Origin of the sequence: Pseudomonas aestiva, from assembly GCF_039908605.1 — a bacterium.
Lineage (GTDB): Bacteria > Pseudomonadota > Gammaproteobacteria > Pseudomonadales > Pseudomonadaceae > Chryseomonas > Chryseomonas aestiva.
In genome coordinates this window covers 1,879,626-1,905,351 of record NZ_CP150916.1, presented here as the reverse complement: position 1 = coordinate 1,905,351, position 25,726 = coordinate 1,879,626, and the positions used below count along the sequence as shown (strand labels likewise).

At 65.0% G+C, this 25,726-nt stretch carries 25 protein-coding genes and 6 tRNA genes; 12 read left to right on the top strand and 19 right to left on the bottom strand.

What is annotated here, in order from left to right; translation table 11 throughout:
• Nucleotides 1-16: 16 nt before the first annotated feature.
• Complete coding sequence (locus AABM56_RS08775) at nt 17-799, bottom strand: PhzF family phenazine biosynthesis protein (protein ID WP_133859425.1); 783 nt, start codon at nt 797-799, stop codon at nt 17-19.
• A 296-nt stretch (nt 800-1,095) separates the two neighbouring features.
• Here AABM56_RS08775 and AABM56_RS08770 point away from each other — a divergent pair, with 296 nt between their 5' ends.
• From AABM56_RS08770 to metR, 5 genes are all read left to right on the top strand, one after another.
• Nucleotides 1,096-1,968 (top strand): MIP/aquaporin family protein, encoded by an 873-nt coding sequence (locus AABM56_RS08770; RefSeq protein WP_133859426.1) that lies wholly within the window; start codon nt 1,096-1,098, stop codon nt 1,966-1,968.
• A 30-nt stretch (nt 1,969-1,998) separates the two neighbouring features.
• Nucleotides 1,999-3,507, top strand: a complete 1,509-nt coding sequence (gene glpK / locus AABM56_RS08765; protein ID WP_133859427.1) for a glycerol kinase GlpK — start codon at nt 1,999-2,001, stop codon at nt 3,505-3,507.
• Nucleotides 3,508-3,676: 169 nt separating this feature from the next.
• On the top strand, nt 3,677-4,441 hold the full coding sequence (locus AABM56_RS08760) for a DeoR/GlpR family DNA-binding transcription regulator (protein WP_133859428.1): 765 nt from the start codon (nt 3,677-3,679) through the stop codon (nt 4,439-4,441).
• A gap of 156 nt (nt 4,442-4,597) precedes the next feature.
• Nucleotides 4,598-6,127, top strand: a complete 1,530-nt coding sequence (gene glpD / locus AABM56_RS08755) for a glycerol-3-phosphate dehydrogenase (protein WP_133859429.1) — start codon at nt 4,598-4,600, stop codon at nt 6,125-6,127.
• A 150-nt stretch (nt 6,128-6,277) separates the two neighbouring features.
• Complete coding sequence (metR, locus tag AABM56_RS08750; protein WP_133859430.1) at nt 6,278-7,195, top strand: transcriptional regulator MetR; 918 nt, start codon at nt 6,278-6,280, stop codon at nt 7,193-7,195.
• Nucleotides 7,196-7,219: 24 nt separating this feature from the next.
• On the opposite strand, the gene AABM56_RS08745 is transcribed toward metR, so the two are convergent.
• Complete coding sequence (locus tag AABM56_RS08745; RefSeq protein ID WP_133859431.1) at nt 7,220-7,480, bottom strand: type B 50S ribosomal protein L31; 261 nt, start codon at nt 7,478-7,480, stop codon at nt 7,220-7,222.
• Nucleotides 7,481-7,877: 397 nt separating this feature from the next.
• Here AABM56_RS08745 and AABM56_RS08740 point away from each other — a divergent pair, with 397 nt between their 5' ends.
• From AABM56_RS08740 to AABM56_RS08725, 4 genes are read left to right on the top strand one after another with little or no spacing between them, the layout of a single operon-like run.
• Entirely contained in the window at nt 7,878-9,650 is a 1,773-nt protein-coding gene (locus tag AABM56_RS08740; RefSeq protein WP_133859432.1) for an N-acetylglutaminylglutamine amidotransferase, read from the top strand.
• A 13-nt stretch (nt 9,651-9,663) separates the two neighbouring features.
• Nucleotides 9,664-11,403 carry an N-acetylglutaminylglutamine synthetase gene (ngg, locus tag AABM56_RS08735; protein ID WP_133859433.1) on the top strand — a complete coding sequence of 580 codons (1,740 nt, stop codon included), beginning with the start codon at nt 9,664-9,666 and terminating at the stop codon, nt 11,401-11,403.
• Nucleotides 11,400-12,587, top strand: a complete 1,188-nt coding sequence (locus AABM56_RS08730) for an osmoprotectant NAGGN system M42 family peptidase (protein ID WP_017640298.1) — start codon at nt 11,400-11,402, stop codon at nt 12,585-12,587. The genes ngg and AABM56_RS08730 overlap by 4 nt, the downstream gene beginning before the upstream one ends.
• A 54-nt stretch (nt 12,588-12,641) precedes the next feature.
• The gene (locus AABM56_RS08725) at nt 12,642-12,872 is read left to right on the top strand and encodes a YheU family protein (protein ID WP_133859434.1); all 231 of its coding nucleotides are present in this window, start codon (nt 12,642-12,644) and stop codon (nt 12,870-12,872) included.
• A 15-nt stretch (nt 12,873-12,887) separates the two neighbouring features.
• Here AABM56_RS08725 and AABM56_RS08720 read toward each other — a convergent pair whose 3' ends face one another.
• The 13 genes from AABM56_RS08720 to AABM56_RS08660 form a co-directional block, all read right to left on the bottom strand.
• Nucleotides 12,888-13,217, bottom strand: coding sequence for a YnfA family protein (locus AABM56_RS08720; protein ID WP_133859435.1), 330 nt, complete (start codon nt 13,215-13,217; stop codon nt 12,888-12,890).
• Nucleotides 13,211-14,353 carry a GNAT family N-acetyltransferase gene (locus AABM56_RS08715; protein WP_133859436.1) on the bottom strand — a complete coding sequence of 381 codons (1,143 nt, stop codon included), beginning with the start codon at nt 14,351-14,353 and terminating at the stop codon, nt 13,211-13,213. Before AABM56_RS08715 ends, AABM56_RS08720 begins: the two co-directional genes overlap by 7 nt.
• A 134-nt stretch (nt 14,354-14,487) precedes the next feature.
• Nucleotides 14,488-14,563 (bottom strand) — tRNA-Glu (locus AABM56_RS08710).
• A gap of 34 nt (nt 14,564-14,597) precedes the next feature.
• Nucleotides 14,598-14,673 (bottom strand) — tRNA-Ala (locus AABM56_RS08705).
• A gap of 40 nt (nt 14,674-14,713) precedes the next feature.
• A tRNA-Glu gene (locus AABM56_RS08700) sits at nt 14,714-14,789 on the bottom strand.
• Between the two features lie 34 nt (nt 14,790-14,823).
• Nucleotides 14,824-14,899: transfer RNA gene (locus AABM56_RS08695), tRNA-Ala, on the bottom strand.
• Nucleotides 14,900-14,938: 39 nt separating this feature from the next.
• Nucleotides 14,939-15,014: transfer RNA gene (locus AABM56_RS08690), tRNA-Glu, on the bottom strand.
• Nucleotides 15,015-15,055: 41 nt separating this feature from the next.
• Nucleotides 15,056-15,131: transfer RNA gene (locus AABM56_RS08685), tRNA-Ala, on the bottom strand.
• Between the two features lie 98 nt (nt 15,132-15,229).
• Nucleotides 15,230-16,108: a ParB/Srx family N-terminal domain-containing protein gene (locus AABM56_RS08680; RefSeq protein ID WP_166655855.1), complete on the bottom strand. Its 879-nt coding sequence runs from the start codon at nt 16,106-16,108 to the stop codon at nt 15,230-15,232.
• 70 nt (nt 16,109-16,178) lie between these two features.
• Entirely contained in the window at nt 16,179-17,300 is a 1,122-nt protein-coding gene (locus tag AABM56_RS08675) for a beta-ketoacyl-ACP synthase III (protein WP_133859437.1), read from the bottom strand.
• A 72-nt stretch (nt 17,301-17,372) separates the two neighbouring features.
• The gene (locus AABM56_RS08670) at nt 17,373-18,362 is read right to left on the bottom strand and encodes a DctP family TRAP transporter solute-binding subunit (protein WP_133859438.1); all 990 of its coding nucleotides are present in this window, start codon (nt 18,360-18,362) and stop codon (nt 17,373-17,375) included.
• A gap of 187 nt (nt 18,363-18,549) precedes the next feature.
• On the bottom strand, nt 18,550-18,681 hold the full coding sequence (locus tag AABM56_RS08665) for a hypothetical protein (RefSeq protein WP_007162893.1): 132 nt from the start codon (nt 18,679-18,681) through the stop codon (nt 18,550-18,552).
• Nucleotides 18,682-18,738: 57 nt separating this feature from the next.
• Complete coding sequence (locus AABM56_RS08660; RefSeq protein WP_133859439.1) at nt 18,739-18,978, bottom strand: DUF2789 domain-containing protein; 240 nt, start codon at nt 18,976-18,978, stop codon at nt 18,739-18,741.
• A gap of 139 nt (nt 18,979-19,117) precedes the next feature.
• Here AABM56_RS08660 and cprA point away from each other — a divergent pair, with 139 nt between their 5' ends.
• Nucleotides 19,118-20,269, top strand: a complete 1,152-nt coding sequence (gene cprA / locus AABM56_RS08655) for a cationic peptide resistance protein CprA (RefSeq protein ID WP_133859440.1) — start codon at nt 19,118-19,120, stop codon at nt 20,267-20,269.
• Between the two features lie 44 nt (nt 20,270-20,313).
• Here cprA and AABM56_RS08650 read toward each other — a convergent pair whose 3' ends face one another.
• Nucleotides 20,314-21,252 carry a bestrophin family protein gene (locus tag AABM56_RS08650; RefSeq protein ID WP_133859441.1) on the bottom strand — a complete coding sequence of 313 codons (939 nt, stop codon included), beginning with the start codon at nt 21,250-21,252 and terminating at the stop codon, nt 20,314-20,316.
• Nucleotides 21,253-21,536: 284 nt separating this feature from the next.
• Here AABM56_RS08650 and AABM56_RS08645 point away from each other — a divergent pair, with 284 nt between their 5' ends.
• Nucleotides 21,537-22,175 (top strand): DsbA family protein, encoded by a 639-nt coding sequence (locus AABM56_RS08645; protein WP_133859442.1) that lies wholly within the window; start codon nt 21,537-21,539, stop codon nt 22,173-22,175.
• Here AABM56_RS08645 and def read toward each other — a convergent pair.
• Nucleotides 22,172-22,711: a peptide deformylase gene (def, locus tag AABM56_RS08640; RefSeq protein ID WP_133859443.1), complete on the bottom strand. Its 540-nt coding sequence runs from the start codon at nt 22,709-22,711 to the stop codon at nt 22,172-22,174. The genes AABM56_RS08645 and def overlap by 4 nt on opposite strands.
• Nucleotides 22,712-22,771: 60 nt before the next feature.
• On the opposite strand from def, the gene AABM56_RS08635 reads away from it, so the two are divergent.
• Nucleotides 22,772-23,962, top strand: coding sequence for a serine hydrolase (locus tag AABM56_RS08635; protein ID WP_263258699.1), 1,191 nt, complete (start codon nt 22,772-22,774; stop codon nt 23,960-23,962).
• Here AABM56_RS08635 and AABM56_RS08630 read toward each other — a convergent pair.
• Together AABM56_RS08630 and AABM56_RS08625 are read right to left on the bottom strand one after the other, a co-directional pair.
• Nucleotides 23,950-24,795: a hypothetical protein gene (locus AABM56_RS08630; protein WP_133859445.1), complete on the bottom strand. Its 846-nt coding sequence runs from the start codon at nt 24,793-24,795 to the stop codon at nt 23,950-23,952. The genes AABM56_RS08635 and AABM56_RS08630 overlap by 13 nt on opposite strands.
• A 3-nt stretch (nt 24,796-24,798) precedes the next feature.
• Nucleotides 24,799-25,701, bottom strand: a complete 903-nt coding sequence (locus tag AABM56_RS08625) for a response regulator (RefSeq protein WP_133859446.1) — start codon at nt 25,699-25,701, stop codon at nt 24,799-24,801.
• Nucleotides 25,702-25,726: the final 25 nt, after the last annotated feature.

Below are 25,726 nucleotides of genomic sequence, written 5' to 3'. Positions count from 1 at the left end.
AGTCGAGGCGCTTGCGCTACAGCAACAGCTGACCACGCAGCACCGTCACCGCCCGCCCGGCGATACTGACCCGGTCGCCCTCCAGTCGACATCTGAGCTGCCCACCCCGGGCCGAAAGCTGCTGGGCGGTGAGCATCCGCTTGGCCAGCCGGCGCGACCAGTAGGGAATCAGGCTGCAATGCGCCGATCCGGTGACGGGATCTTCATCCACGCCCACCGCCGGGGCGAAGAAACGCGAAACGAAGTCCACCTCCTGCCCCCGCGCGGTCACGATGACGCCTTGCCAGGGGAGCCGGGCGATGGCCGCCATATCCGGTTTGCAGTCACGCACCGCCTGCTCCGACTCCAGCAGTACCAGCAGCTTGTCTGCCGCCAGGGCATCCACTGGCGAGACCCGCAGGGCGCGTTCCAGCTCGGGAGTGACGCCCTGCTCCGTGGGCACCAGCGCGGGGAAATCCAGCGCCAGCAGCCCATCGGCTTCGCGAAACACCCGCAGGGCACCCGACTGACTGATGAACTCCAGGCGATCACCCGCTTCGCCATAGACCTCGAACAGGATGTGCGCGGCAGCCAGGGTGGCATGACCGCACAGGGGCACCTCGGTCCGCGGGGTAAACCAGCGGATGCGCCAGGTATCCCCTTCCCACACCACGAAGGCAGTCTCCGAAAGATTGTGCTCGGTGGCGATCCGCTGCAGCAGCTCGTCGGCTGGCCAGCTGTCCAGGCGGTAGACGGCGGCGGGATTGCCACGGAAGGGCTGATCGGTGAAGGCATCGACCTGATGGAATTCTAGGGGCATGCGCGCTACCTGAGCAGAAGAAGGGAAACAGCAAGCATCGACGTCGCGCGGGTATCCGGCCTCTGCTGATCCCTGGCCACGACGGCCACATCTTGAGACCTGCCAATCGGCCGGTTGTCGCCAGAAGTCCTATGACCAAAATAGCAGGCGGCGTCGCATCGGCAATGAATTGTCGAACGTCGTCACTGTTTTTGCGCTCAGGAGCTTTGACAGTTTTCATATTTGAAATTAGATTTTCGGTTGCGAACAAATGGCTCTCCGGCCACCTATAAATACAACAACCACGAGGCTCCTCCATGAGTACTCTTCCGGCTCCAACGCTACGCGGTCAATGCATCGCCGAATTCCTCGGCACAGCCCTCCTCATCTTTTTCGGTACCGGTTGCGTGGCGGCCGCGAAGGTCGGCGGCGCTACTCTCGGCCTCTGGGAGATCAGTATCATCTGGGGCGTCGGCGTCAGCATGGCGGTCTACCTGTCCGCCGGCGTCTCCGGCGCGCATCTCAGTCCGGCCGTCACCATCGCCCTCTGGCTGTTCGGTGGCTTCGAAAGACGCAAGGTCCCGGCTTACATCCTGGCCCAGGTGGCCGGCGCCTTCTGCGGTGCGGCGCTGGTCTACGGCCTCTACAGCAGCCTGTTTTTCGATTATGAACAGGCCCATCACATGGTCCGCGGCAGCCAGGCGAGCCTGGAGCTGGCCGGCGTCTTCTCCACCTATCCCCATCCGTCCCTGTCGGTTGGCCAGGCCTTCCTGGTCGAGGCCGTCATCACCGCCATCCTGCTGGCCATGATCATGGCCCTCACCGACGACGGCAACGGTCTGCCCCGTGGCCCGCTCGCACCCCTGCTGATCGGCCTGCTGATCGCCGTGATCGGTGGCTCCATGGGTCCGCTGACCGGCTTCGCCATGAACCCGGCTCGCGATTTCGGACCCAAGCTGATGACCTTCTTTGCCGGCTGGGGCGAGATCGCCTTCACCGGTGGCCGTGACATCCCCTACTTCCTAGTGCCCATCTTCGGCCCCATCGTCGGTGCCTGCCTGGGCGCCGCCGGTTACAAGGCGCTGATCTGCCGCCATCTTCCCGGCCTGGCTTCGGGTGCCTGCGACGTCCCGGCCAAGGCCGAGGACAGTGCCCGTACCGAAGTGACCTCCGCCTCCAAAGCGTCCTGATCGCCGCGAATCACAATAAGGAACAAGACCATGACCGACCAGAACAAGCAGTACATCGTCGCGCTCGACCAGGGCACCACCAGCTCGCGCGCCATCGTGCTGGACCGCAATGCCAACGTGGTGACCATCGCCCAGCGCGAATTCGCGCAGATCTACCCGCAGGCCGGCTGGGTCGAGCATGATCCCATGGAGATCTGGGCCACCCAGAGCGCGGTGTTCGTCGAGGCGCTGGCCCAGGCCAGCATCAGCAACGAGCAGATCGCCGCCATCGGCATCACCAACCAGCGCGAAACCGCCATCGTCTGGGACAGGACCACCGGTCGTCCCATCTACAACGCCATCGTCTGGCAGAGCCGCCAGAGCACCGCGATCTGCGACCAGCTCAAGCGCGACGGCATGGAAGACCATATCCGCAAGACCACCGGCCTGGTGATCGACCCCTACTTCTCGGGCACCAAGATCAAGTGGATCCTCGATCATGTCGAAGGCAGCCGTGAGCGCGCCCGCCGCGGTGAGCTGCTGTTCGGCACCGTCGACACCTGGCTGATCTGGAAGATGACCCAGGGTCAGGCCCACGTGACCGACTACACCAACGCCTCGCGCACCCTGCTGTTCGATATCCACAAGCGCGAGTGGGACGCCACCATGCTCGAGGTGCTGGACATCCCGCGCGAGATGCTGCCGGAAGTGAAGTCCTCCTCCGAAGTCTATGGCCACGCGCACCTGGGCAGCGGCCAGACCACCGGGATCCCCATCGCCGGTATCGCCGGCGACCAGCAGGCGGCGCTGTTCGGCCAGATGTGCGTGGAACCCGGCCAGGCCAAGAACACCTATGGCACCGGTTGCTTCCTGCTGATGAACACCGGCGAGAAGGCGGTACAGTCCCAGCACGGCCTGCTGACCACCATCGCCTGCGGTCCGCGCGGCGAGGTCAACTACGCCCTGGAAGGCGCCATCTTCAACGGTGGCTCCACCGTCCAGTGGCTGCGCGACGAACTCAAGGTGATCAACGACTCCCTGGACTCCGAGTACTTCGCCACCAAGGTGACCGACAGCAACGGCGTCTACCTGGTCCCGGCCTTCACCGGCCTGGGCGCGCCCTACTGGGATCCCTATGCCCGCGGCGCGCTGTTCGGCCTGACCCGTGGCGTCAAGGTGGACCACATCATCCGCGCCACCCTGGAATCCATCGCCTTCCAGACCCGCGATGTGCTGGATGCCATGCAGCAGGATGCCGGCGAAGCCCTGAAGTCCCTGCGGGTGGACGGTGGCGCCACCGCCAACAACTTCCTCATGCAGTTCCAGTCGGACGTGCTCGGCACCCGGGTCGAGCGGCCGGTAATGAAGGAGACCACCGCCCTTGGCGCGGCCTACCTGGCCGGTCTGGCCACCGGTTTCTGGAGCAGCCTGGACGAGTTGCGCAGCAAGAGCACCATCGAACGGGTCTTCGAACCGGCCTGCGACCCGACCAAGAGAGACACCCTGTACAAGGGCTGGAAAAAGGCCGTCGAGCGTACCCGCGGCTGGGCCCTGGACTGAGTGACTCCGTTGCGGAAGCTGCCGGCGATTGCCCGGCGGCCTTCCGGACGGCTCCCCATGAGACCGGCGTCTTCCGACGCCGGTCTTGCTTTGCGCGACAAGCGCTTTCCACCCGGAAAGACCTACGGCATCCTCTGTGAATTTACTCGATCACCTCAAGGAAGCCGCAATGAGCCTGGCGCCTCGCCAACAGCAGATTCTCGAACTGGTCCGTGAGCGCGGCTACGTCAGCATCGAAGAGCTGGCCCAGCATTTCTCCGTTACCCCGCAGACGATCCGCCGCGACATCAACCAGCTTGCCGAGGCCGGCCTGCTGCGGCGCTACCATGGCGGCGCTGCCCACGACTCCAGCGTGGAAAACACCGAATACAGCATGAGGGCCGGCCAGATGCGCGAGGAAAAGCGCCTGATCGCCGAAGCCGTGGCCGCCGCCGTACCCGACCATGCCTCGCTGTTCATCAACATCGGCACCACCACCGAGGCCATCGCCCATGCCCTGCTCGGGCATCGCAGCCTCAAGGTCATTACCAACAACCTCCACGTGGCCAACATCCTCAGTGCCAAGGACGACTTCGACGTCCTGATCGCCAGCGGCAAGGTGCGCAGCGACGGCGGCGTGGTGGGCCAGGCGACCGCCGACTTCATCAAGCAGTTCAAGGTCGACTACGCCCTGGTCGGCATCAGTGGCATCGACGAGGACGGCACCCTGCTCGACTTCGACTACCAGGAGGTCTGCGTCTCCCAGGCCATCATCCATAACGCCCGCCAGGTGTTTCTCGCCGCCGATTCCAGCAAGTTCGGCCGCAACGCCATGATCCGCCTGGGCAGCCTGGAGCAGATCGACCAGCTCTTCACCGAGCGCGAGCCGTCACCCGCCTTCGCCCGCTGCCTGCAGGAATGGCAGGTCAAGGTGGAAGTGGCGCGCCCGCGCTGACCCTCCATGGCGACGACCATTCGTCGCCTGGCTTCGCTCTATATTCGTTTTTTTTCGTTTTAGTGGTCTGAAGACACAGACCTGGCTAGAACCTGAGTTTTTGCTGGGCTATTATGTTCGAAACCGAATAATTATGTTCGTTTCACAGGAGGCACCATGGCCCAGGCACCCACTGCAACTCCCCGGACTTACGATCTCGCCGTCATCGGCGGTGGCATCAACGGCGTAGGCATCGCGGCCGATGCCGCCGGTCGGGGTCTGTCGGTGTTTCTCTGTGAACGCGACGACCTGGCGAGCCATACCTCGTCTGCCAGCAGCAAGCTGATCCACGGCGGCCTGCGCTACCTGGAACATCACGAATTCCGCCTGGTGCGCGAAGCCCTCGCCGAGCGTGAGGTGCTGCTGGCCAAGGCACCCCATATCGTTAAGCCGATGCGCTTCGTCCTGCCCCACCGCCCGCACCTGCGCCCGGCGTGGATGATCCGCGCCGGTCTCTTCCTTTATGACCACCTTGGCAAGCGCGAAAAGCTGCCGGGTTCCCGTGGCCTGAAGTTCGATGCCCAGGGGCCGCTCAAGGCCGAGATCAAGCGCGGCTTCGAATATTCCGACTGCTGGGTGGACGATGCCCGCCTGGTGGTGCTCAACGCCATGCAGGCGCGTGACAAGGGCGCCGACATCGTGACCCGCACCCGCTGCGTCAGCGCCCGTCGCGTCGAGGGTCACTGGGAGGTGGAGGTCGAAGGTCCTCAGGGTCGCCAGCAGATCCGTGCCAAGGGCCTGGTCAACGCCGCCGGTCCCTGGGTTGCCAGCTTCATTCGCCAGGACCTGCAGCAGAAGTCGCCCTACGGGATCCGCCTGATCCAGGGCAGCCATGTCATCGTGCCCAAGCTGTACGAAGGCGAGCAGGCCTACATCATGCAGAACGAGGACCGCCGCATCGTCTTCGCCATTCCCTATCTCGGCCAGTACACCATGGTCGGCACCACGGATCGCGAGTACCAGGGCGATCCGGCCAAGGTGACCATCACCGACCAGGAAATCGACTACGTGCTGGGCGTGGCCAATGCCCACTTCCGCAAGCAGCTCAGCCGCGACGATGTCCTGCATACCTTCTCCGGCGTACGCCCGCTGTGCGACGACGAATCGGACAACCCTTCCGCCATCACCCGCGACTACACCCTGTCGCTGGCCGAGGAGCAGGGTGTCCCGCTGCTGTCGGTGTTCGGTGGCAAGCTGACCACCTACCGCAAGCTCGCCGAGTCGGCGATGGCGCAGTTGCAGCCCTTCTTCCCGCAGCTGGGCAACAGCTGGACCGCATCGGCACCGCTGCCCGGTGGCGAGAACATGACCACACCCCAGGCGCTGACCCGCGAGTTGCTGGACAAGGTCAGTGGTCTGACGCCGGCCCTCGCGCAACGTTGGGCAACCACCTATGGCAGCCGGGTCTGGACCCTGCTCGGTGACGGACGCTCGGTGGAGACGCTGGGCAAGGTGATAGGTGCCGACCTGTACGCGCGGGAAGTCGAGTACCTGCAACGATACGAGTGGGTCACCAGTGCCGATGACGTGCTCTGGCGGCGGACCAAGCTGGGCCTGGTATTCAGCGATGCCGAACGGGCTGCGCTGGAAGACTTCCTGGCGCATTCGGAACCAGCCCAGGACAGCAAGGACAGCAACGCCGCCTGAGTGGGGTTCTGGTCTGTCCCCGGGCGGGCAATCTGGTCGGGGGCACTCGATTTATCAATCGCACTGGATTTCGCAACAGCCGGCGTGACGGAAGATGGCCAGCACCATGAAAAGTCTTCATGATGCGGCTTTATCTCCAGCGCCAGCGCCATGTTCGAACTCCGTCACCTGAAAACCCTGCATGCTCTCCGCGAATCCTCCAGCCTGGTGGAAGCGGCGGAGCGGCTGCACCTGACCCAGTCCGCCCTTTCCCATCAGTTCAAGGAACTGGAAGAGCGCCTGGGTACCCCACTGTTCATCCGCAAGACCAAGCCCATCCGCTTCACCAGTGCCGGCCTGCGGCTGCTGCAGACCGCGGACGCAGTATTGCCCCACTTGCGCAGTGCCGAGCGGGACCTGGCACGGCTGGTGGGCGGGACCGCGGGACGGCTGCACATGGCCATCGAATGCCACAGCTGCTTCCAGTGGCTGATGCCCACCATCGACCAATTCCGTGATTCCTGGCCGGAAGTGGAGCTGGACCTGGCCTCCGGTTTCTCCTTCGCGCCCTTGCCAGCCCTGGCCCGTGGCGATCTGGATCTGGTGGTGACAGCCGATCCGGTGGGCCTTTCGGGCGTCACCTACGTGCCACTGTTCACCTACGAGGCCCTGCTGGCAGTGGCCAACCAGCATCCGCTGGCACATCGCCCTTTCATCGTGCCCAAGGATCTCGCTCAGGAGACCCAGATCACCTATCCGGTGGAACGCGATCGACTGGATATCTTCACCCGCTTTCTCGATCCGGCCGACGTCGAGCCGTTGTCGATACGCACGGCGGAGATGACAGTGATGATGCTGCAGCTGGTGGCGTCGGGTCGTGGCGTCTGCTGCCTGCCCAACTGGGCGATTCACGAGTACAGCTCACGCGGCTATGTCACCGCGCGCCGACTCGGTGAGAAAGGCCTGTATGCGACGCTCTATGCGGCGATCCGCGAAGACATGCTGGAGGCGCCCTTCATGCAGGATTTCCTGCTGACCGCCAAGGACACCTCCTTCGCCACCCTGGAAGGGGTCAGCAGCGCGCGCTGAGTCGGCGCGCTGCTCGCGAGGGGCTTACTTGCTGTTGCCACCCGGGAAGCCGGCGAACTTCTTGTTGAAGCTCGAGACACGACCCTCGACCTTCATCTGGCGCTGCTCGCCGGTGTAGATCGGGTGGGAGGCGCTGGATACGTCCAGACTGATGTAGGGATATGTCTCCCCTTCGTATTCCTGGGTCCGATCGCTCTCGGCGGTGGAGCGGATCAGGAAGTAGGTGTCCGAGGTGGTGTCGTGGAACAGCACGGGACGGTAGTTGGGATGGATACCGGGTCTCATGAGGCGTCTCCTGGTCTGGGGCGTCGACGACGACAGGTCATCGCTGGGCCCAATAAAGATACATTATAACATAAACAAGCCAGTTTGACAGCCGCACCTGTGACGGTGGCGGCAGCCACGGGCTTTTCGATGGAACCATCCGCCGTGCCTGGGGCTCGTAACCTGAGGCCCTGACCGGCGGCATCCTACCCTCTCTGAGACCTGCTGTCGGTCGCTGCGTGCGTTCAGACCTGGAGCGCCAGACAGACGACCTGTCCGCCCCACGTCTCCCGCGCGCACAGCGCCCCCGCATTGGCTTCTCAAGGATCGCGAGAAGTCCACACGCATTGGATGCGCACGCCGAGTTCGGGACTGAACTCACCGCGCCGCATCCCAAGGATTCAAGAGGCACAGCACCATGTGCGGCATCGCCGGAGAGCTTCGTTTCGATCAACAACCCGCAGCCATCAGCGTGGTGGAGCGTATTACCCACCGCCTTGAACAGCGCGGACCTGATGCCTGGGGCTTCCACAGCCAGGGACCGGTCGCCCTGGGCCATCGCCGGCTGAAGATCATGGATCTGGCGGAAGCTTCGGGCCAACCCATGATCGAGCCGGAACTGGGTCTGTCCATGGTGTTCAACGGCGCCATCTACAACTATCCGGAACTGCGTACCGAGCTGGAAGCCAAGGGTTATAGCTTTTATTCCGGGGGTGACACCGAGATCCTGCTCAAGGCCTATCACGCCTGGGGCAAGGACATGCTGCCCAAGCTCAATGGCATGTTCGCCTTCGCCATCTGGGAGCGTGACAGTGGCCGGCTGTTCATCGCCCGGGATCGCCTGGGGATCAAGCCGCTGTATCTCTCGTTCACCGACAAGCGCCTGAGATTCGCTTCCAGCCTGCCCGCCCTGCTGGAAGCCGGTGACATCGACACCCGTATCGATCCGGTCGCGCTCAACCACTACCTGAATTTCCATGCCGTGGTGCCAGCACCGCGTACCATCCTGCAAGGCGTGCAGAAGCTGCCGCCGGCGACCTGGATGACCGTGGATGCGTCCGGCCAGCAGCACCAGGAGACCTGGTGGAACCTGGACTACGGCCCCCGTGAAGACGAGCGCCGCTATACCCTGGACGACTGGGCCGAGCGGGTCCTGCATGGTCTCAAGGACGCCGTGGCGATTCGCCAGCGTGCGGCGCGCGAGGTCGGGGTACTGCTTTCCGGCGGGGTGGATTCCAGTCTGCTGGTGGGCCTGCTGCACGATTCGGGAGTCAAGGACCTGCTGACCTTCTCCATCGGCTTCGAGGATGCCGGTGGCGAGCGCGGCGACGAATTCCAGTATTCCGATCTGATCGCCAACCACTACGGCACTCGCCACCATCAACTGCGCATCGCCGAAGACGAGATCATCCAGCAGCTGCCGCGTGCCTTCTCGGCCATGAGCGAGCCGATGGTCAGTCACGACTGCATCGCCTTCTATCTACTCTCGCGTGAGGTCTCCAAGCACTGCAAGGTGGTGCAAAGCGGTCAGGGTGCGGACGAACTCTTCGCCGGCTACCACTGGTATCCCCAGGTACATGGCGCCGCCGATCCCTTCGCCGCCTACCGCGCCGCCTTCTTCGATCGTGACTACGCCCAGTACGCCGCCACCGTGCAGGCGGGTGTACGCCTGGAGGAAGACGCCGCCGAAGCCTTCGTCCGTCAGCACTTCGCCAAGCCGGGCGCCAGCGCCGGGGTCGACAAGGCCCTGCGCCTGGACAGCACCGTGATGCTGGTGGATGACCCGGTCAAGCGGGTCGACAACATGACCATGGCCTGGGGCCTGGAAGCCCGGGTGCCCTTCCTCGACTATCGCCTGGCCGAACTTTCGGCGCGCATTCCCGCCGAATTCAAATTGGGCGATGGCGGCAAGCAGGTACTCAAGGCTGCCGCGCGCAAGGTCATTCCTCAGGAGGTGATCGACCGACCCAAGGGCTATTTCCCGGTGCCGGGCCTCAAGCACCTGGAAGGCAACACCCTGACCTGGGTACGCGAGTTGCTGCTGGATCCCAGCCAGGATCGCGGCCTGTTCGACACCGCCGAGATCGATCGCCTGCTGACCAATCCGGCCGATCGCATCACGCCTCTGCGCGGTTCCAAGCTCTGGCAACTCGCCGCGCTCAACCTCTGGATGAGCGAACACGGACTGTGAGGGTGCAAGACGCATGAAAGCGACCAGCTACAACCAGCGCCTCCAGCGTGCCCAGACGCCCTCCTACGAACGGCTGCAGGCGCGCCTTGCGGAAGGCGACCATCCGACCTCCCAGCCGCTCTGCCTCCATTGCGGCTGGGGACGGCTGCTCGTCGGTCACACCTATCCTGACCCCGCCAGTCTGGCCAAGGAATTGCTCACCGAAACGCCCGGCGAGCGCGACATCGCCCTCTACGTGGCCGCTCCGCATCAGGTGCTGGCCCAGGCGCCACAACAGCTGTTTCTCGACCCCAGCGATACCCTGCGGGTCTGGTTCAGCGACTATCGCCCGGCACGCCGGATCTATCGCGGCTTTCGTATCCGCCGCGCCTGCTCCGCGCAGGACTGGAGCGAGATCAATCGGCTCTATCAGCAGCGCCATATGCTGCCCGTCGACACCGAGCGGCTGACGCCGCGGCACAAGGGTGGTCCGGTCTACTGGCTGGCGGAAGACGACGACAGCGGCGCCATCATCGGCTCGGTGATGGGCCTCAATCACGTCAAGGCCTTCCGGGATCCCGATGGCGGCTCCTCGCTGTGGTGCTTGGCGGTCTCGCCCGAGTGCAGCCGGCCCGGTGTCGGCGAGGCGCTGGTTCGCCACCTGATCGAGCACTATGCCAGCCGCGGCCTGGCCTACCTGGACCTGTCGGTGCTGCATGACAACCTGCAGGCCAAGCGACTCTACGACAAGCTGGGTTTCCGCCCGCTGCAGACCTTCGCCATCAAGTGCAAGAACGGCATCAACCAGACGCTGTTCCTCGGCCCCGGCCCTGCCGCCGAGCTGAATCCCTATGCACGGATCATCGTCGACGAAGCCTTGCGGCGTGGCATCGAGGTGCAGGTGGACGATGCCGAAGGGGGTCTTTTCACCCTTATCCAGGGCAACCGCCGCATCCGCTGCCGCGAATCCCTCACCGATCTCACCTCCGCCGTGACCATGACCCTCTGCGCCGACAAGGTGCTGACCAGTCGCACCCTGGCCCGTGCCGGGTTGAAGGTCCCCGAGCAGCAGCTGGCGGGCAGCGACGAAGACAACACCGCCTTTCTGGAGAAGCACGGTGCCCTGGTGGTCAAGCCGGTTAATGGCGAACAGGGCAAGGGCGTGGCCGTGGACATCCGCGACGCCGAGCACCTTGCCACCGCCATCCAGGCGGCGCAACGCCATGACGATCGCGTGCTGCTGGAAAGCTTTCACCAGGGCCTCGATCTGCGGGTGGTGGTCATTGGTCATGAGGTGGTGGCCGCGGCCATTCGCCGGCCGGCGGAAATCGTCGGCGATGGCCAGCACAGCGTCCGGGACCTGATCGAAGCCCAGAGCCGCCGCCGTCAGGCCGCTACCGGCGGCGAGTCGCGCATCCCGATGGACGAGGAAACCGAACGTGCCATCCGCGGCGCCGGTCACGACTGGGACAGCGTGCTGCCCGCCGGCACCCATCTGGCCGTGCGCAAGACCGCCAACCTGCACACCGGCGGCATCCTGGAGGACGTCACCGACAGTCTGCATCCGGTGCTCGCCGACGCGGCCATCCAGGCAGCGCGCGCACTGGACATTCCCGTCACCGGCATGGACCTGCTGGTCCCAGCCGCCGACTCACCCGACTACGTCATCATCGAAGCCAACGAGCGACCGGGCCTGGCCAACCACGAGCCGCGTCCCACCGCCGAACGCTTCATCGACCTGCTGTTCCCGCTGTCCCGGGAGGTTCCGCTATGAATCGCTTGCCCGAGCCCGATCTGGATTACCTGCGCAAGGTCCTGCTGGACATGCTGGCGATCCCCAGCCCCACGGGCTTCACCGACACCATCGTCATGTACGTCGCCGAACGGCTCAACGAACTGGACATCCCCTTCGAACTGACCCGCCGCGGCACCATCCGCGCCACCATCAAGGGCCACAAGGAGAGTCCGGATCGCGCCGTCTCCGCGCATCTGGACACCATTGGCGCCATCGTCCGCGAGATCAAGGACAACGGCCGCCTGGGCCTGGCGGCCGTGGGCCACTGGTCGAGCCGCTTCGCCGAAGGCAGCCGCGTCAGCCTGTTCACCGATGACGGAACCCTGAGAGGCAGCGTGCTGCCGCTGCTGGCCTCCGGCCACGCCTTCAACACCGAAATCGACAAGATGCCGGTGACCTGGGACCACATCGAGTTGCGCCTGGACGCCGTGACCAAGAGTCGCCACGAGACCGAGCAGCTGGGTGTGCAGGTCGGCGACTTCGTCGCCTTCGATCCGCTGCCGGAGTTCACCGACAGCGGCTACATCAGTTCGCGCCATCTGGACGACAAGGCCGGCGTCGCCGCCCTGCTCACCGCCTTGAAGATGCTCAAGGAAACCGGCCAGACCCCGCCGATCGATTGTCACCCGCTGTTCACCATCACCGAGGAGGTGGGCTCGGGCGCCGCCGGTGCCCTGCCCTGGGACGTCAGCGAATTCGTCGGCATCGACATCGCCCCCGTGGCGCCCGGCCAGCGCTCCGACGAGCACCGCGTCAGCGTGGCCATGCAGGATTCCGCCGGCCCCTACGACTATCACCTGTCACGGCACCTGCTGCGCCTGGCGCAACGCAACGACATCCCGGTGCGCCGCGACCTGTTCCGCTACTACTACAGCGACGCCCACTCGGCGATCAGCTCCGGCCAGGACGTGCGGGTCGCCCTGCTGGCCTTCGGCTGCGATGCCACCCACGGCTACGAGCGCACCCATATCGTCAGCCTGGCGGCGCTCAGCCAGCTGCTGACCGGCTACATGCTCAGCCCGCCGGTGTTCGACAGCGATGCGCAACCGGCCGACAGCTCGCTGGATCGCTTCGGTCATCAGCTGCTGCCGGAAGACACCCAGATGGACAACCAGACGCACCTGCCGCCGCTGGAGGAGGTCGTCGGCGACGGCAGCAAATAGCGTTCGAACCAAGCGCCTGGGGTATCCTGGGCGCCTTTTTCCAGGCACCTCTCGATGATCATCCCCTACGACCAGCTCGCTGCCGCCACCCTGGACAACCTGCTGGAAGACTTCGTTACCCGCGACGGCACCGACAACGGTGACGAGACACCCCTGGCGACCCGTACCCAGCGCGCTCGCCGCGCCCTGGAAACCGGCGAGGCCGTCATCCTCTTCGATCCGGACAGCGCGCTGTGCCAACTGGTACTGCGCCGCGACGTGCCGCCCGAACTGCTGAACGACTAGCGCGTTTCGCGCCTGTCAGGCACTGCCGCGCGGCGCCAGCAGGATCACCAGCGCCCCGGCCACGCACAGCAGACCGCCCGCCAGATCCGTCCAGGTCGGCCGGGTGCGCTCGACCAGCGCCAGCCAGCCCAGCGAGGCCACCACATAGATGCCGCCATAGGCCGCATAGGCGCGCCCGGCGTAGGCCGACTCGATACGGGTCAGCAACAGGGCGAAGAGCACCAGGCTGGCAAGCCCGGGCGCTATCCACCAGGGACTGCGATCCAGCCGTAGCCAGAGCCAGAAGGCATAGCAGCCGGCGATCTCGAACAGCGCCGCCAGCAGGAACCAGAGATAGTTCAGCATGGCGCCGCGCCGTCTTCCTGGCGATAGGGCAAGGCCTCGGCGGCCCGCCGCGCATAGGCCTGGACGCCGTCGCGCTCCTGGTCGAGAAACTCCGCCACGGCCGCTCTCAGGCCTGGATGCACCAGATAGTGCCAGGAACGGGTCAGGGTCGGTTCGAAGCCGCGAATCAGCTTGTGTTCGCCCTGGGCGCCGGCATCGAAGCGCTGCAGCCCTTCGGCGATGGCGTATTCGATGCCCTGGTAGAAACAGGTCTCGAAATGCAGCTGGTCGAATTCCTGCAGGCAACCCCAGTAACGGCCATAGAGGGTGTCACCGTCCTTGAGATAGAAGGCCATGGCCACCGGCCGACTGCCCTGGCGGACCACCACTACCCGAATCGCCTCAGGCAGCCGTTCGGCCAGCAGACTGAAGAAGGCGCGGGTCAGATAGGGATCCTGGCCACGCACCTCGTAGGTGTTGGCGTAGCAGGCATAGACGAAGTCCCACTCCGCCTCGCTCAGCTCATCGCCCTTACGCCACTCGAAACTCACCCCCAGGCCGGCGACCTGGTCACGTTCCTTGCGCAGCTGCTTGCGCTTGCGCGAGGTCAGGGCGGCGAGGAAGTCGCCATAGTCGCGATAGCCACGGTTATGCCAGTGGAACTGGCAGCCAAGCCGCGCCAGCCAGCCCTCGCGATCCTGGAACAGGGCATCGGCCTTGGGATCGGTAAAGTTCACATGCAGGCTGGAGAGCTCCAGATCGGCCAGGCTGTGCGTGGTGGCGTCGAGCAGGGTCGCGCAGGCAGCCGGATCGCCCAGCAGGCGCGCGCCCTGCACCGGTGAAAAGGGCACGGCGGCCAGCAGCTTGGGATAGTAGTCGATCCCGGCACGGCGGCAGGCATCGGCCCAGGCCCAGTCGAAGACGTATTCGCCATAGGAATGCATCTTCAGATAGGCCGGCATCGCGGCTCGCAGATGCCCCTGGTCATCCTTGAGGATCTGGTGCGCCGGCTGCCAGCCGGTCCCCTGCCCCAGGCTGCCGCTGTCTTCCAGAGTGGCAAGGAATTCATGCCGCAGAAAGGGCTGGTCGTCCACCAGCAGCGCGTTCCACGCGGCGGCAGGCACCTGGGCCAGGCTGTAGAGATACTCGACGATCATCCCACTCCCCTTGCTTGGACTCGGCCTACAGGTCTAACACAGATGACTACCCGGACGGGCACCTGTGAAAGACTCTGGCGGCGGGCTTTCGTGCGGACGAAAAAAAACCGCCGTGAGGCGGTTTCTTTCGAGTGTGGCGTCCCCTAGGGGACTCGAACCCCTGTTACCGCCGTGAAAGGGCGGTGTCCTAGGCCACTAGACGAAGGGGACGTTACCCTGCTGCGATCCTTGCGGATCACGAATTTGGTGGAGCTAGACGGGATCGAACCGTCGACCTCTTGCATGCCATGCAAGCGCTCTCCCAGCTGAGCTATAGCCCCAAGTACAGCATCTTGCCACGCCTGGGCTGCGTGACCGATATGGCGTCCCCTAGGGGACTCGAACCCCTGTTACCGCCGTGAAAGGGCGGTGTCCTAGGCCACTAGACGAAGGGGACGTTACCCTGGTGCGACCCTTGCGGATCACGAAATTGGTGGAGCTAGACGGGATCGAACCGTCGACCTCTTGCATGCCATGCAAGCGCTCTCCCAGCTGAGCTATAGCCCCGCGTACAACGTTCGCCACGTCTGGGATACGTGACTGATATGGCGTCCCCTAGGGGACTCGAACCCCTGTTACCGCCGTGAAAGGGCGGTGTCCTAGGCCACTAGACGAAGGGGACGAAACCTTCTACCGATTTCCCCCAAGGGCGAAACCGAGATTTGGTGGAGCTAGACGGGATCGAACCGTCGACCTCTTGCATGCCATGCAAGCGCTCTCCCAGCTGAGCTATAGCCCCGTCGGTCAGGACGGGGCGCATGTTAAGAGGCTCGGCCTCCCCTGTCAACACCAATAAGAAAAAACCTGCTAGTAACAGACACTTAAGCCGCAAAACGGCTAGATCGCCCGCGCCAGGGCGGCACGCTGGGCGCGGGCCGCCAGCAGGTAGGTGAACTTGCCGTCGCTGGCGGAGAGCTTGCGCAGGACCTTCTTGTCCAGGGCGCGATAGCCACCCATCTCCAGCGCCGTACGCCCCGAACTGCCGATCAGCATGCCGGGGTTGGCCACCATCAGACGGGCGGCTTGCTCCACGGCCTTGGCGTAGCTCTTGCGATCATCGAGATCGTAGCCCTGCAGGGGCAGTAGCATGCGCAGCCACTCGGCCCAGTAGAACTCGAGGAATTCCGACGGCAGCACCCGACCGGCCGGGGTACGCGGCTTGTCATAGCCGATCTGGCGGGTGAAATACACCAGGGCGCGGTAGGGATCGTCGGCCATGGCGGTGAGCCCCAGGGATTCGGGCAGCTGCTCGGGCAGGATCGGGCGGCCCTGGGGGTCCTTGAGCCAGGCCTTGCGCTCGTCGAGCAGGCGGATCCAGAACTCAGCCATGCTCGCCGCGCCACTGAAGTCGTCGGTGACCCTGACCCACACCGAGGTCTCGGGGCCACCGCCGGGGTGTTCCCAGAAGGCGGAAAAGGTGTGGTGACCATCGGTGAGGTAGAGCTGCTGTCCTGGGCCGATGACCACGGTCTTCATTTCGTCTGGATAGGTGCCGGGCGGCTTGACGCCCAAGGCGTCGCCGGCCGAGCGGAGACTGGTGCTCGACTGGACGCCGCCACTCAAGTGCTGGCCGTTGGCTTCGCAGTAGTCGTCGAACAGCTTGCGCCGGTCGCAGGCGTACTTGCCAAGCTTGTACAGCACCTGGTCATGGCCGATCGCGGGCTGGGTGGGGCGCAGCTGGCGCAATTGCACCCTGAGCAGGCTTCCTGGCGACACGGGGTCTTCCTTTCTCGAGAGGTCTTCCCAGGTCCGACAACGGTCCTCCCGGGAAGACTCCTGCCGTCGATCAGACCTTGCGCAGCACCACGCTGCCGATGGAGTAACCGGCGCCGAAGGAGCTGAGCACGCCCAGGCTGCCACTGGCCAGATCCTCGTGGTGCAGATGCAGGGCAATGACCGAGCCGGCCGAGCTGGTGTTGCCGTAGGTATCGAGGATGACCGGCGCCTCGCCAGGCTCGGGTTCGCGCCCTAGCAGGCGCTTGACGATGAGGTGGTTCATCGCCAGGTTGGCCTGGTGCAGCCAGAAGCGCGAGACCCGCTCGACAGGAATATCCAGCTCGGCGAGGTGATTGGCGATCAGCTCGGCCACCAGCGGGCAGACCTCCTTGAACACCTTGCGCCCTTCCTGGACGAACAGCTTGTCCGGGTGGGTCATGCCCTCCTCCGCCGCGCGGTTGAGAAAGCCGAAGTTGTTGCGGATGTTATTGGAGAACTGGGTGAACAGCCGGGTCCCGAGGATCTCGAAGCGATGCGCCGAGGTCGCCTGGTCGGCGCGCTCCACCACCAGGGCAGTGGCCGCATCGCCAAAGATGAAATGGCTGTCGCGGTCGCGGAAATTCAAATGGCCGGTGCAGATCTCCGGATCTATCACCAGTACCGCCCGCGCCTGGCCCAGTTGCACGGCGTTGGCCGCGGTCTGCAGACCGAAGGTCGCCGAGGAGCAGGCGACGTTCATGTCGAACCCGTAGCCCTGGATGCCCAGTGCGGCCTGGATCTCGATGGCTACCGCCGGATAGGGGCGCTGCAGGTTGGAACAGGCGACGATGACGCCGTCGATGTCGGCGGCCGTCCGCCCGGCCCGTTCCAGGGCCTCGCGCGCCGCGGCGACCCCCATCTCGCAGAGGATCGACGGCTCGTCGTTGGAACGCTCGGGAATGCGCGGCACCATGCGCGCCGGATCGAGGATACCGGCCTTGTCGACCACATGGCGGCTGCGGATGCCGGAGGCCTTCTCGATGAAGGCGGCGCTGGATTCCGGCTGGGGCGCCAAGCTGCCCTGGGCGATGGCGTCGGCATGCTCGGCATTCCACTGGCCAGCCCACTGATTGAAGGACGCAACCAGCTCGTCGTTGGAAATGCTTTCGGGCGGCGTATAGAGCCCACTACCGCTGATGACCGCGTGCTGCACGGCTATTCCTCTTGTTGTCAGGATGACGCCGTGCCAGTTTGCCGCAAATCCGGGGTGGACGCCCGTGCAATCTCAGCGCCGATTGGCGGCCTCGGCGGCGCGCAGGACGTCGCTGCCCACTTCGCTTTCGTACCGCTTGATCAGGGGCGCCACCGCCTCGCGCCAGGCATCGCGCTCGGCAGCCGTTGGCACCAGGATCTTGCTGGTATTGGCCGCCACCACCCGCTCGCGCGCCTTGGCGTTGATGGCTTCGGCATCGCGATTCACCCCTTGGGACACCTCTTCGAGGATGGCCTCCAGCTCGCTGCGGATCTCGAAGGGCAGGCCGTTCCAGAACGTGGTGTTGGTGATGAGCATATAGGTGAGGAAGCTGTGGTTGTCCTCGATGATATAGGGCTGCACGGTATTGATCTTCTGCCCCAGGAGATTCGACCAGGGATTCTCCGCGCCCTGCACCTTGCCGGTGCGCAGGGCGTCGTAGACCTGGGCGAAGGGCAGCTTGACCGCCTGGGCACCCAGTTGCTGGTAGTAGGCCGCCAGCACATCGGAGGATTCGACGCGGAAGGTCAGGCCCTTGAGGTCGGCGGGGACGTGGATTTCCCGTGTGGCCGAGAGCTGCCGGCCACCGTTGTTCCAGTAGGCCAGCCCGGTAATGCCGTGGGGGACCAGGCTGCCCAGCAGTTCGCGGCTCTTGTCGCGGCGCTGGAAACGCTTCACCGCCTCGATGTTGTCGAACAGAAAGGGCAGATCGTAGACCCTGAGCGGCTTGGCCAGGGCGTTGAGCTTGGACACCGAGGGCGCCAGCAGCTGGACCCGATTGCTGCGCAGGGCCTCCAGCTCGTCGGCATCGCCCACCAGGCTGGAGTTGGGATAGACCTCGATCCGGACCTTGCCGGCCAGCCGCTCCTGCACCAACTTCTGCACCTGCAGGGCTCCGCGGCCCTTGGGCGTATCGTCCGTCACCACATGGGCGAACTTGATGACGATGGGCTCGGCCACGGCAAAGGGCATGGCCAAGGCAAAGAGTGAGCCGGCCACGGTGGCGAAGAAGGTCTTGATCATGGGATTCCCTGCGTTGAACGATCCATCGGATCGCCCGTGCGACCCCGGTCGCGGTGCGTGCGCGACGCCATTACCTTAGCAGTCGCGGCGGGAAAGGCTGGTCAACGGCGGAAAACGGCACGACGAGTGTGCAAGAAAGGCGGATCAGGGGTAGGGTCAGCGCCGCCGAAGCGGCGCCAGGAAACCATCAGGGCGAAATGGGATCGCTTGCGGGGAAGGTTTCCTCGACGGATTCGTCGAGCTGTTCCTCGCTCACCTCGTCTTCATCGTCGGCGACGGGCGGATCGTTGGGCTGCTGCTGGGCATGGACGGCATTCATAGCAAGTCTCCGGACAGGGAAGGGTCTGCAGGGCTGAACGCTTCCAGCCCTGTAGCTTTAGTCATGACTGTGCAGACGGACGTTCAGTTCGTCGACGATCGGTGCCCAGTCGGCGTCGCCCATGATCTCGTCCTTGAGGAAGGCCTTCTGCGCCGGCGACCAGAAGTCGGCTTCGGATACCTTGACCGCGTCGGGCAGCGGGGAGTGGCTGGCGATGAAGTCATCGATGGCAGCCGGATCGGAGTCCAGGCCCAGTTGCTCGAAGAGGGTCGTCAGATCGTGAACGGGAAGTTCCATGGGGGTCTCCAGGCGGTTATCGGTCGTTACGCTCAGGTATCTAGAAAGACGCCAGCCTTGAGGGGTTCCCCTGCCTTAATAAATCCTTCAGCGACGAGCCTTAAGGTACGCCCACGTTCCGCCAACCAGGGCCTCTGCCATGTCGCTTCCCGTCTCTTCCATTCAATTCACCGCCGCGCCGCGCCGCATCCTCGTTACCGGTGCCACCGGCTTTCTCGGCGGTGCCGTCACCCTGCGTCTGCTGGAACTGGGCCATGTCGAAGGGCTGAGCTTCCTGGTCCGTGCCGCCACCCCAGCGGAAGGCCTGGAGCGCCTGCTGCAGAATCTGCGCGTCCATGACATCGACGAGCGCCTGGCAGCCCTGCTCAAGCCCGAACAGATTCTCTGTGGCGACCTGCTCGACACCCACTGGATCGACGCCGCCAAGCCGCTCCTGCAGACCCTGGACGAGGTCATCAACTGCGCGGCGGTGGCCTCCTTCTCGCGCAATCCGAAAATCTGGCCGGTCAACGTCGAAGGCACCTTCGCCCTGGCCGAGGCGTGCGCCCAGTCGCGGCGCCTGAAGCGCTTCCTGCACGTCAGCACCGCCATGGCCTGCGGCCCGCAGCGCCAATCGCCGGTCGCCGAAACCTGGGATTTCCCCGAACCGGACCAGCAACTGGTGGACTACACCGCCTCCAAGGCCGCCATCGAACTCAAGCTGCGCAACGAGTTGCCGCTGCTGCCGCTGGTGGTGGCGCGCCCCTCCATCGTGGTAGGTCATCGCCGTTCGGGCTGTAAGGCGTCGGGCAGCATCTTCTGGGTGTTCCGCATGGGCTTCGCTCTGGAACGCTTCACCTGCGGCCTCGATGAGCAGATCGATGTCATCCCGGTGGACTACTGCGCCGAAGCCCTGGTGGAGCTGGCGCTCAAGCCCAAGCTGAACTACAGCCTGTACCACATCTCCGCGGGCAACGCTGGCGCCTGCACCTTCGGCGAAATCGACGAGGCCTATGCCGGCGCCATGGGCGACGCCCCGGTCGGCGAGCGCTATCGCCAGGTGGACAGCGCCGACCTCAAGGAGCTGGCCGCCGACTTCAACGAGCGCATCGGCCCGGCCAATCCGCGCCTGGTGCTGCGGGCGCTCAAGCTGTACGGCGGATTCGCCGATCTGAACTACCTGTTCGACAACCAGCGTCTGCTCGACGAAGGCATCGCCGCTCCGCCACGCTTCACCGACTACCTGGATGTCTGCGTGCATTCCTCGCGGGACATCAGCATTCCGGCGCAGATGCAGTGGGATTTCAAATGAAGCGCGTGCCCGGTGCCGGCGACCGCCAAGGCACCGGGCACTGCTCAGACGGAATCCCGCTCCGGTGAAGTCAGCCGCGAATCCCGGACGATATCGCTGACCGAGGCGTAGCCCCCGCGCGCATCGCGCAACATGGTCCGCAGGTTGCCTTCGATGGTGTTGCAGATGGTGCCCATGGTGATCTGGTGCCGACTGCGCTGGAAGGGATTCTGCAGATCGGTACCGACCTTCTCCATGGCCAGGAAGATGAAGCCCACCACGGTGGAGGCCAGCGGTGTGTACCACTGCAGGCTTTCCACCAGACCGATGGGCATGAGCACGCAGAACAGGAAGATGAACAGCCGCGGGAAGTTCACGTAGGGATAGGGCAAGGGCGTGTTGGCGATGCGCTCCATGCCACCCTGCCAGTTGGACATGTCGACGAAGGTGGCTTCGAGTCGCTCCAGGCGGATGCTGTCCAGGCGGCCGGCGCGGTATTCCAGGGCGATCAGGCTGGAGGAGCCACTGAGGATGGCATTGGCGAAGTTGTTGGTCTCCTTGCGCATCGACCACTCCTCCTTGCCCAGGTAGGTACGCACCTCCTTGGGTAGGGGATCGCCGCTGAGCTGGCAGGCCAGGCAGCGCACATAGGCGAGATGGCGCTCGATGAGCACCGTCTTGATCGCATTGAAATGCTCGTCACCGTCGTCGATGAGCGTCAGCACCTGGCGAGTGAAGCTGCGCGAGCTGTTGACCATGCCGCCCCAGAGGGTGCGTGCCTCCCACCAACGCTGATAGGCACTAGTGTTGCGGAAGCTGGTCAGCACGATCAACGCCGAGCCGATCAGCGTCAGCGGAATGTTGGGCAACTGCGCCCGTTGCTCGACCAGCAGCATATAGTCAGCGGTAACGGCGATGTCCCACAGCAGCAGCCAGAAAACCGACCAGCCGACGTAGGTGAAGGTTTGCCGAAGGAATGTCAGGATGCGGTGGAAATAGCCCACGGTGATAGTCCTTAGCGCGTGAAAGAAGGGGTGCCGCTATAGGAACCTGGGGTCGGAAACAGGTTCAAGGCAAGCGTCTGGAGCGCGGATCGCCGCCCACTTCACGTAATTGACCGGTGGCAATTCCATTTCCAGATATGAAGAGCTGTCCGGTCGCAGGCTGCGGCTCTTCGCGACCACAGGAGCTGACCGGGTACCAGATTGCCCAGGGATATCGGCAGCTTTACCGAACATCTGCGCCCAGGTGCGGTCCGACGGACACCATGCCCTTCCGGAGCACTGCCATGACCGCCACCCCGCGCGTTCGTCTGGATGTCTGGAGCGATTACGTCTGCCCCTTCTGCTACCTGGAGCTGCCCCAGCTGGCGCGTCTGCAGGAGGAATTCGGCGACCAGCTGGCCATCGAGTGGCATGCCTTCGAATTGCGTCCCGAGCCCACCCCTACCCTCGAACCTGCCGGCGATTACCTGCGCCGGACCTGGGATCGCGCCGTCTATCCCATGGCGGCGGAGTACGGCATGGTGCTGCGCCTACCGCCGGTACAACCGCGCAGTCGCCTGGCGCTAGAGGCGGCGGAATTCGCCCGCGAGCACGATCGCTTCGACGCCTTCCATCTGGCGGTTTTCCAGGCCTTCTTCGAAGAGGGTCGGGATATCGGTGAGCTGGACGTGCTGCTGGAGCTGGCGCGGCGCACGGGTCTGGACAGCGAGGCGCTGAAAGCCAGTCTCGCCCGTGGCGATCACACCGATCTGGTGCTGCATGCCGAGGATCGCGCCGAAGCCCTGGGCATCACCGCCGTGCCGACGCTGCTGCTGCGCTCCGCCGGGGCGCCCGTCGAAGCGGCTCGGGCACTGGATGGCGCGGTGCCCTTCGCCCAATTGGCGGCGGCCGTCAGGGCGCAGCTGGAGACGGCCGGCGCCTAGCGCTGGGCGTCCGGCGTCAGCTCGGGGAACAGCACCTCGGTAAAGCCGAAACGGGCGAAATCCTGGATCCGCGAAGGATAGAGGCGGCCGATGAGGTGATCGTATTCGTGCAGGACCACCCGTGCGTGAAAACCCTCGGCTTCTTGGTCGACGGCGCGGCCATCGCCATCCACGCCGCGGTAGCGGATCCGCCGTGGCCGCGGCACCTCGCCGCGCAGTCCGGGGATCGACAGACAGCCTTCCCAGCCGAGTTCTTCGCGGGCGTCCAGCACCTCGATCCGCGGATTGATCAGCACCTGCAGCGGCACCGGCGCCGCCTCGGGATAGCGGGCATTGCGCTCGAAGCCAAAAACCATCAGCTGCAGATCCTCGCCGATCTGCGGCGCCGCGAGGCCCACGCCACCGGCGGTGGCCATGGTGTCGAACATATCCTGGATAAGGCCGTGCAGCTCGGCCGAGCCGAAGCGCTCTGCCGCTACCGGCGGCGCCACCCGCAGCAGGCGCGGATCGCCCATCTTCAAAATGTCACGAATCATGCGAGGATTCCTCCCTTTGGCCGGTCCAACCGCCGGCGTTTCGCCAGGAGCTTAAACCAGATGTCTTCCCTACTGCTCGCCAGCGCACTCGGCCTCGGCCTGAGTACAAACCTAGCCCAGGCCGAGGACGCCACCCTCGCCGCCCGCCTGGATCCGATCCTGGAACGCGCCGTCGCCCAGCAGCGCATCGTCGGCACGGTGGTCATGGTCGCCCGCCAAGGCCGGGTGGTGTACCAGCACGCGGCCGGTTTCGCCGATCGCGAAGCCCAGCGGCCGATGCGCGAAGACCAGCTGTTTCGCTTCGCCTCCCTGACCAAGCCGCTGGTGGCCGTGGCGGCCTTGCGCCTGGCGGACCAGGGTCGCCTGGATCTGCAGGCGCCGGTCAGTCGCTACCTGCCCTACTTCACCCCGCGGCTGGCCGACGGCACCCCGGCCGTACCCACCCTGGCGCAGCTCCTCAGTCATACCGCCGGCCTGCACTACGGCTTCGGCGAAGATTCGAACGGACCCTATCATCGCGCCGGGGTATCCGACGGCCTGGATGGGGCTCCGCTGACCCTGGAAGAGAATCTGCGGCGCCTGGCGGGTGTGCCGCTGGACTTCAAGCCGGGCACCCAGTGGCGCTACTCCCTCGGGCTGGACGTGATGGGCGGCGTGCTGGCGGCCGCGACCGGGCAGCCCCTGCCCGAGGTCGTCCAGCAGCAGGTGGCCGCACCGCTGGGCCTGCACGACCTGAGCTTCCACGTCAGCGACGCCGAGCGCCTGGCCACCGCCTATCGCGACGGCTATCCGCGCCCCGAACCCATGAGCGAGCCCTATCTGCTGCCGATGCCCAAGGGCGGCATCCTCTATTCGCCGGCGCGCGCCCTTTCGGCGCAGGCCTTCGCCTCGGGCGGCGGTGGCATGCAGGGCAGCGCGGGCGACTATCTCGCCTTTCTGGAGGCACTCCGCCAGGGCAGGCTGCTCACGCCGGCCAGCCAGCGCCTGATCATGGAAGACCAGATCCCGGGGCTGCAACGCGACGATGCGCCGGGCTGGGGTTTCAGCCTGGGCGCGGCGGTACTGCGCGATGCCCGGCTGGCCAGGACCCCGCAGGCGCCCGGCACCCTGCAGTGGGGCGGCGTCTACGGCAATGCCTGGTTCATCGATCCGGCGCGGGAGCTCAGCGTGGTGATCCTGACCAACACCGCGATCGCCGGCATGAGCGGGCCCTTCCCGGAGGCCATCCTCGCCGCCCTCTACCGCGACTGAGCGGACTCCAGGCGGGCCTGGAGCGCCTGCAACTGCTCCTGCAGCGCGGCATGCTCGTGCTGCAGGGCCTGGTAGCTGTCGGTCACGGCATCGGTATCGATGAACACCTGCTCGATGAATTCCTTTTCCACCAGAGTCCGCGACAGCTTCGCCCGTTCTGCTTCGAGGCTTTCGCGCAGGGTCTCCAGCTCCTCCTGCAGGTGCCCATCCAGTTCCGGCGAGGCCGCAACGGCCGGGGTCGTCGGCTGCTGTCGCAGCCGCAGCAGGTCTTCGCCGAGTCGCTGGACCGTCGCCTTGAGCTGATCGCGCTCGCGACGCATTTCCAGCAGGGTGCCCTGGACCCGGTCATGCTCGAGACTCAGGCGCTGCAGCTTCGCCTCGGCGCCGCGCATCTCGCGATTCTGCACGTGCAGATTGGTGACCAGCTTGTGCGCCCGGTCCAGTTTGGACTTGAGATCGTCCAGCTTGAATTCGAGATTCTCGCGGTGGGCCAGCAGGTCGTCGATATAGGGCTGGTTGGTCTTTTTCCAGTCCGGATAGTCGTCGCCCTCGACCCCGTCGAGACGGCCCACCAGGTCCAGGCTATCGCTCATGGCCTGACCCAGGGGCTCGACATCCGCCTGCCGCGCCGCGTCGATCAGGCCGGCCGCGGTCTCGGCCTGGCTGGTGAGCGACTGCGGCTCACCGGGCTCGGGAGTCTCGCTTTTCTCGCCAGCCGCTTCAGGGCGCGGAAAGAGCCGCTGCCAGAGCAGCGTCAGGACCAGGGCGATGAGCAGCACGTTGGACAGGGTGACCAGCAGGAAACCCCATTCGACGAAGCGCGAGTCGTTCATTCCCTAGCTCAACAGGAAGGCGATGAAACCGTCGCCGAGCCCGGGAAAGGACAGGCTGAAGTCGGCGCGCCCATTGTTCTGCCGCCAAAGGCTGTAGAGCTTTTCGAAGGGCTTCTGCACCAGGTGACTGGTGCTCAGCACCAGCGGCGCCCCGTCCTTGCCGGTGGAGATCATGCCGCTGAGGTCGGCGAGGAAGGCGGTGGCGTTCTCGTAGATCTCGCGGCTCAGGGTCGCACTGGCGATGGCCGCATGGATGGCGGCGGGCGAGAGCCCGGCCAGAGCGCCACCGAGAATGCAGGCCGCATTGAGGTCCAGCAGGCAGACGGCCTCCAGCGCCTTGCTCTGCGGATGGCCATAGATGCCGATGACATAGGGCAAGGCCAGACGATCGACCGGGATCGGCGCCATGGGCTCGATCTGGCAGACGATGGAGGACAGACCGAGCAACTGGCGAATACACTGTGGATCGGGATTGAAGCGGGTCGGGATCGGCAGGCTCTCGCGACCGGAGGATTCGATGGCCTGTTCGGCACTGGCGCCGTCCTGCAGCACAGTGAGCACCGCCTGCTGCAGGGTCTCCTGGACGAAGGGCTTGGTCACGACGAAGGCCGCGCCGTTGCGGTAGGCCGCCTCGATGTTGCGCGCCGAGGACTCGGTGGTGACAAAGCCCACATGGATATCGGCGCCCACCCGCTGGCGGATCGCCTGGAGCAATTCCAGACCGGTCATCCCGGGCATGTGCCAGTCGGTGAGCACCAGGTTGGGGGTCCAGCTCTCCAGCAGCGCCACGGCTTCCTCGCCGGTGGACGCCACGCGCAATTCGATATCCCTGTAGCCGGTATTCGCCAGAATCCGCTTGATGATGGTCTGGACCGCTCGACTGTCGTCTACCACGAGGAACTTCATGTTCCATCCCTGAATTATGAACGCC

Excerpts from the sequence above, each read along its gene's own strand:
- AABM56_RS08775 (WP_133859425.1), bottom strand. The coding sequence starts at position 799 with ATGCCCCTAGAATTCCATCAGGTCGATGCCTTCACCGATCAGCCCTTC.
- AABM56_RS08770 (WP_133859426.1), top strand. The coding sequence starts at position 1,096 with ATGAGTACTCTTCCGGCTCCAACGCTACGCGGTCAATGCATCGCCGAA.
- glpK (WP_133859427.1), top strand. The coding sequence starts at position 1,999 with ATGACCGACCAGAACAAGCAGTACATCGTCGCGCTCGACCAGGGCACC.
- AABM56_RS08760 (WP_133859428.1), top strand. The coding sequence starts at position 3,677 with ATGAGCCTGGCGCCTCGCCAACAGCAGATTCTCGAACTGGTCCGTGAG.
- glpD (WP_133859429.1), top strand. The coding sequence starts at position 4,598 with ATGGCCCAGGCACCCACTGCAACTCCCCGGACTTACGATCTCGCCGTC.
- metR (WP_133859430.1), top strand. The coding sequence starts at position 6,278 with ATGTTCGAACTCCGTCACCTGAAAACCCTGCATGCTCTCCGCGAATCC.
- AABM56_RS08745 (WP_133859431.1), bottom strand. The coding sequence starts at position 7,480 with ATGAGACCCGGTATCCATCCCAACTACCGTCCCGTGCTGTTCCACGAC.
- AABM56_RS08740 (WP_133859432.1), top strand. The coding sequence starts at position 7,878 with ATGTGCGGCATCGCCGGAGAGCTTCGTTTCGATCAACAACCCGCAGCC.
- ngg (WP_133859433.1), top strand. The coding sequence starts at position 9,664 with ATGAAAGCGACCAGCTACAACCAGCGCCTCCAGCGTGCCCAGACGCCC.
- AABM56_RS08730 (WP_017640298.1), top strand. The coding sequence starts at position 11,400 with ATGAATCGCTTGCCCGAGCCCGATCTGGATTACCTGCGCAAGGTCCTG.
- AABM56_RS08725 (WP_133859434.1), top strand. The coding sequence starts at position 12,642 with ATGATCATCCCCTACGACCAGCTCGCTGCCGCCACCCTGGACAACCTG.
- AABM56_RS08720 (WP_133859435.1), bottom strand. The coding sequence starts at position 13,217 with ATGCTGAACTATCTCTGGTTCCTGCTGGCGGCGCTGTTCGAGATCGCC.
- AABM56_RS08715 (WP_133859436.1), bottom strand. The coding sequence starts at position 14,353 with ATGATCGTCGAGTATCTCTACAGCCTGGCCCAGGTGCCTGCCGCCGCG.
- AABM56_RS08670 (WP_133859438.1), bottom strand. The coding sequence starts at position 18,362 with ATGATCAAGACCTTCTTCGCCACCGTGGCCGGCTCACTCTTTGCCTTG.
- AABM56_RS08665 (WP_007162893.1), bottom strand. The coding sequence starts at position 18,681 with ATGAATGCCGTCCATGCCCAGCAGCAGCCCAACGATCCGCCCGTCGCC.
- AABM56_RS08660 (WP_133859439.1), bottom strand. The coding sequence starts at position 18,978 with ATGGAACTTCCCGTTCACGATCTGACGACCCTCTTCGAGCAACTGGGC.
- cprA (WP_133859440.1), top strand. The coding sequence starts at position 19,118 with ATGTCGCTTCCCGTCTCTTCCATTCAATTCACCGCCGCGCCGCGCCGC.
- AABM56_RS08645 (WP_133859442.1), top strand. The coding sequence starts at position 21,537 with ATGACCGCCACCCCGCGCGTTCGTCTGGATGTCTGGAGCGATTACGTC.
- def (WP_133859443.1), bottom strand. The coding sequence starts at position 22,711 with ATGATTCGTGACATTTTGAAGATGGGCGATCCGCGCCTGCTGCGGGTG.
- AABM56_RS08635 (WP_263258699.1), top strand. The coding sequence starts at position 22,772 with ATGTCTTCCCTACTGCTCGCCAGCGCACTCGGCCTCGGCCTGAGTACA.
- AABM56_RS08630 (WP_133859445.1), bottom strand. The coding sequence starts at position 24,795 with ATGAACGACTCGCGCTTCGTCGAATGGGGTTTCCTGCTGGTCACCCTG.
- AABM56_RS08625 (WP_133859446.1), bottom strand. The coding sequence starts at position 25,701 with ATGAAGTTCCTCGTGGTAGACGACAGTCGAGCGGTCCAGACCATCATC.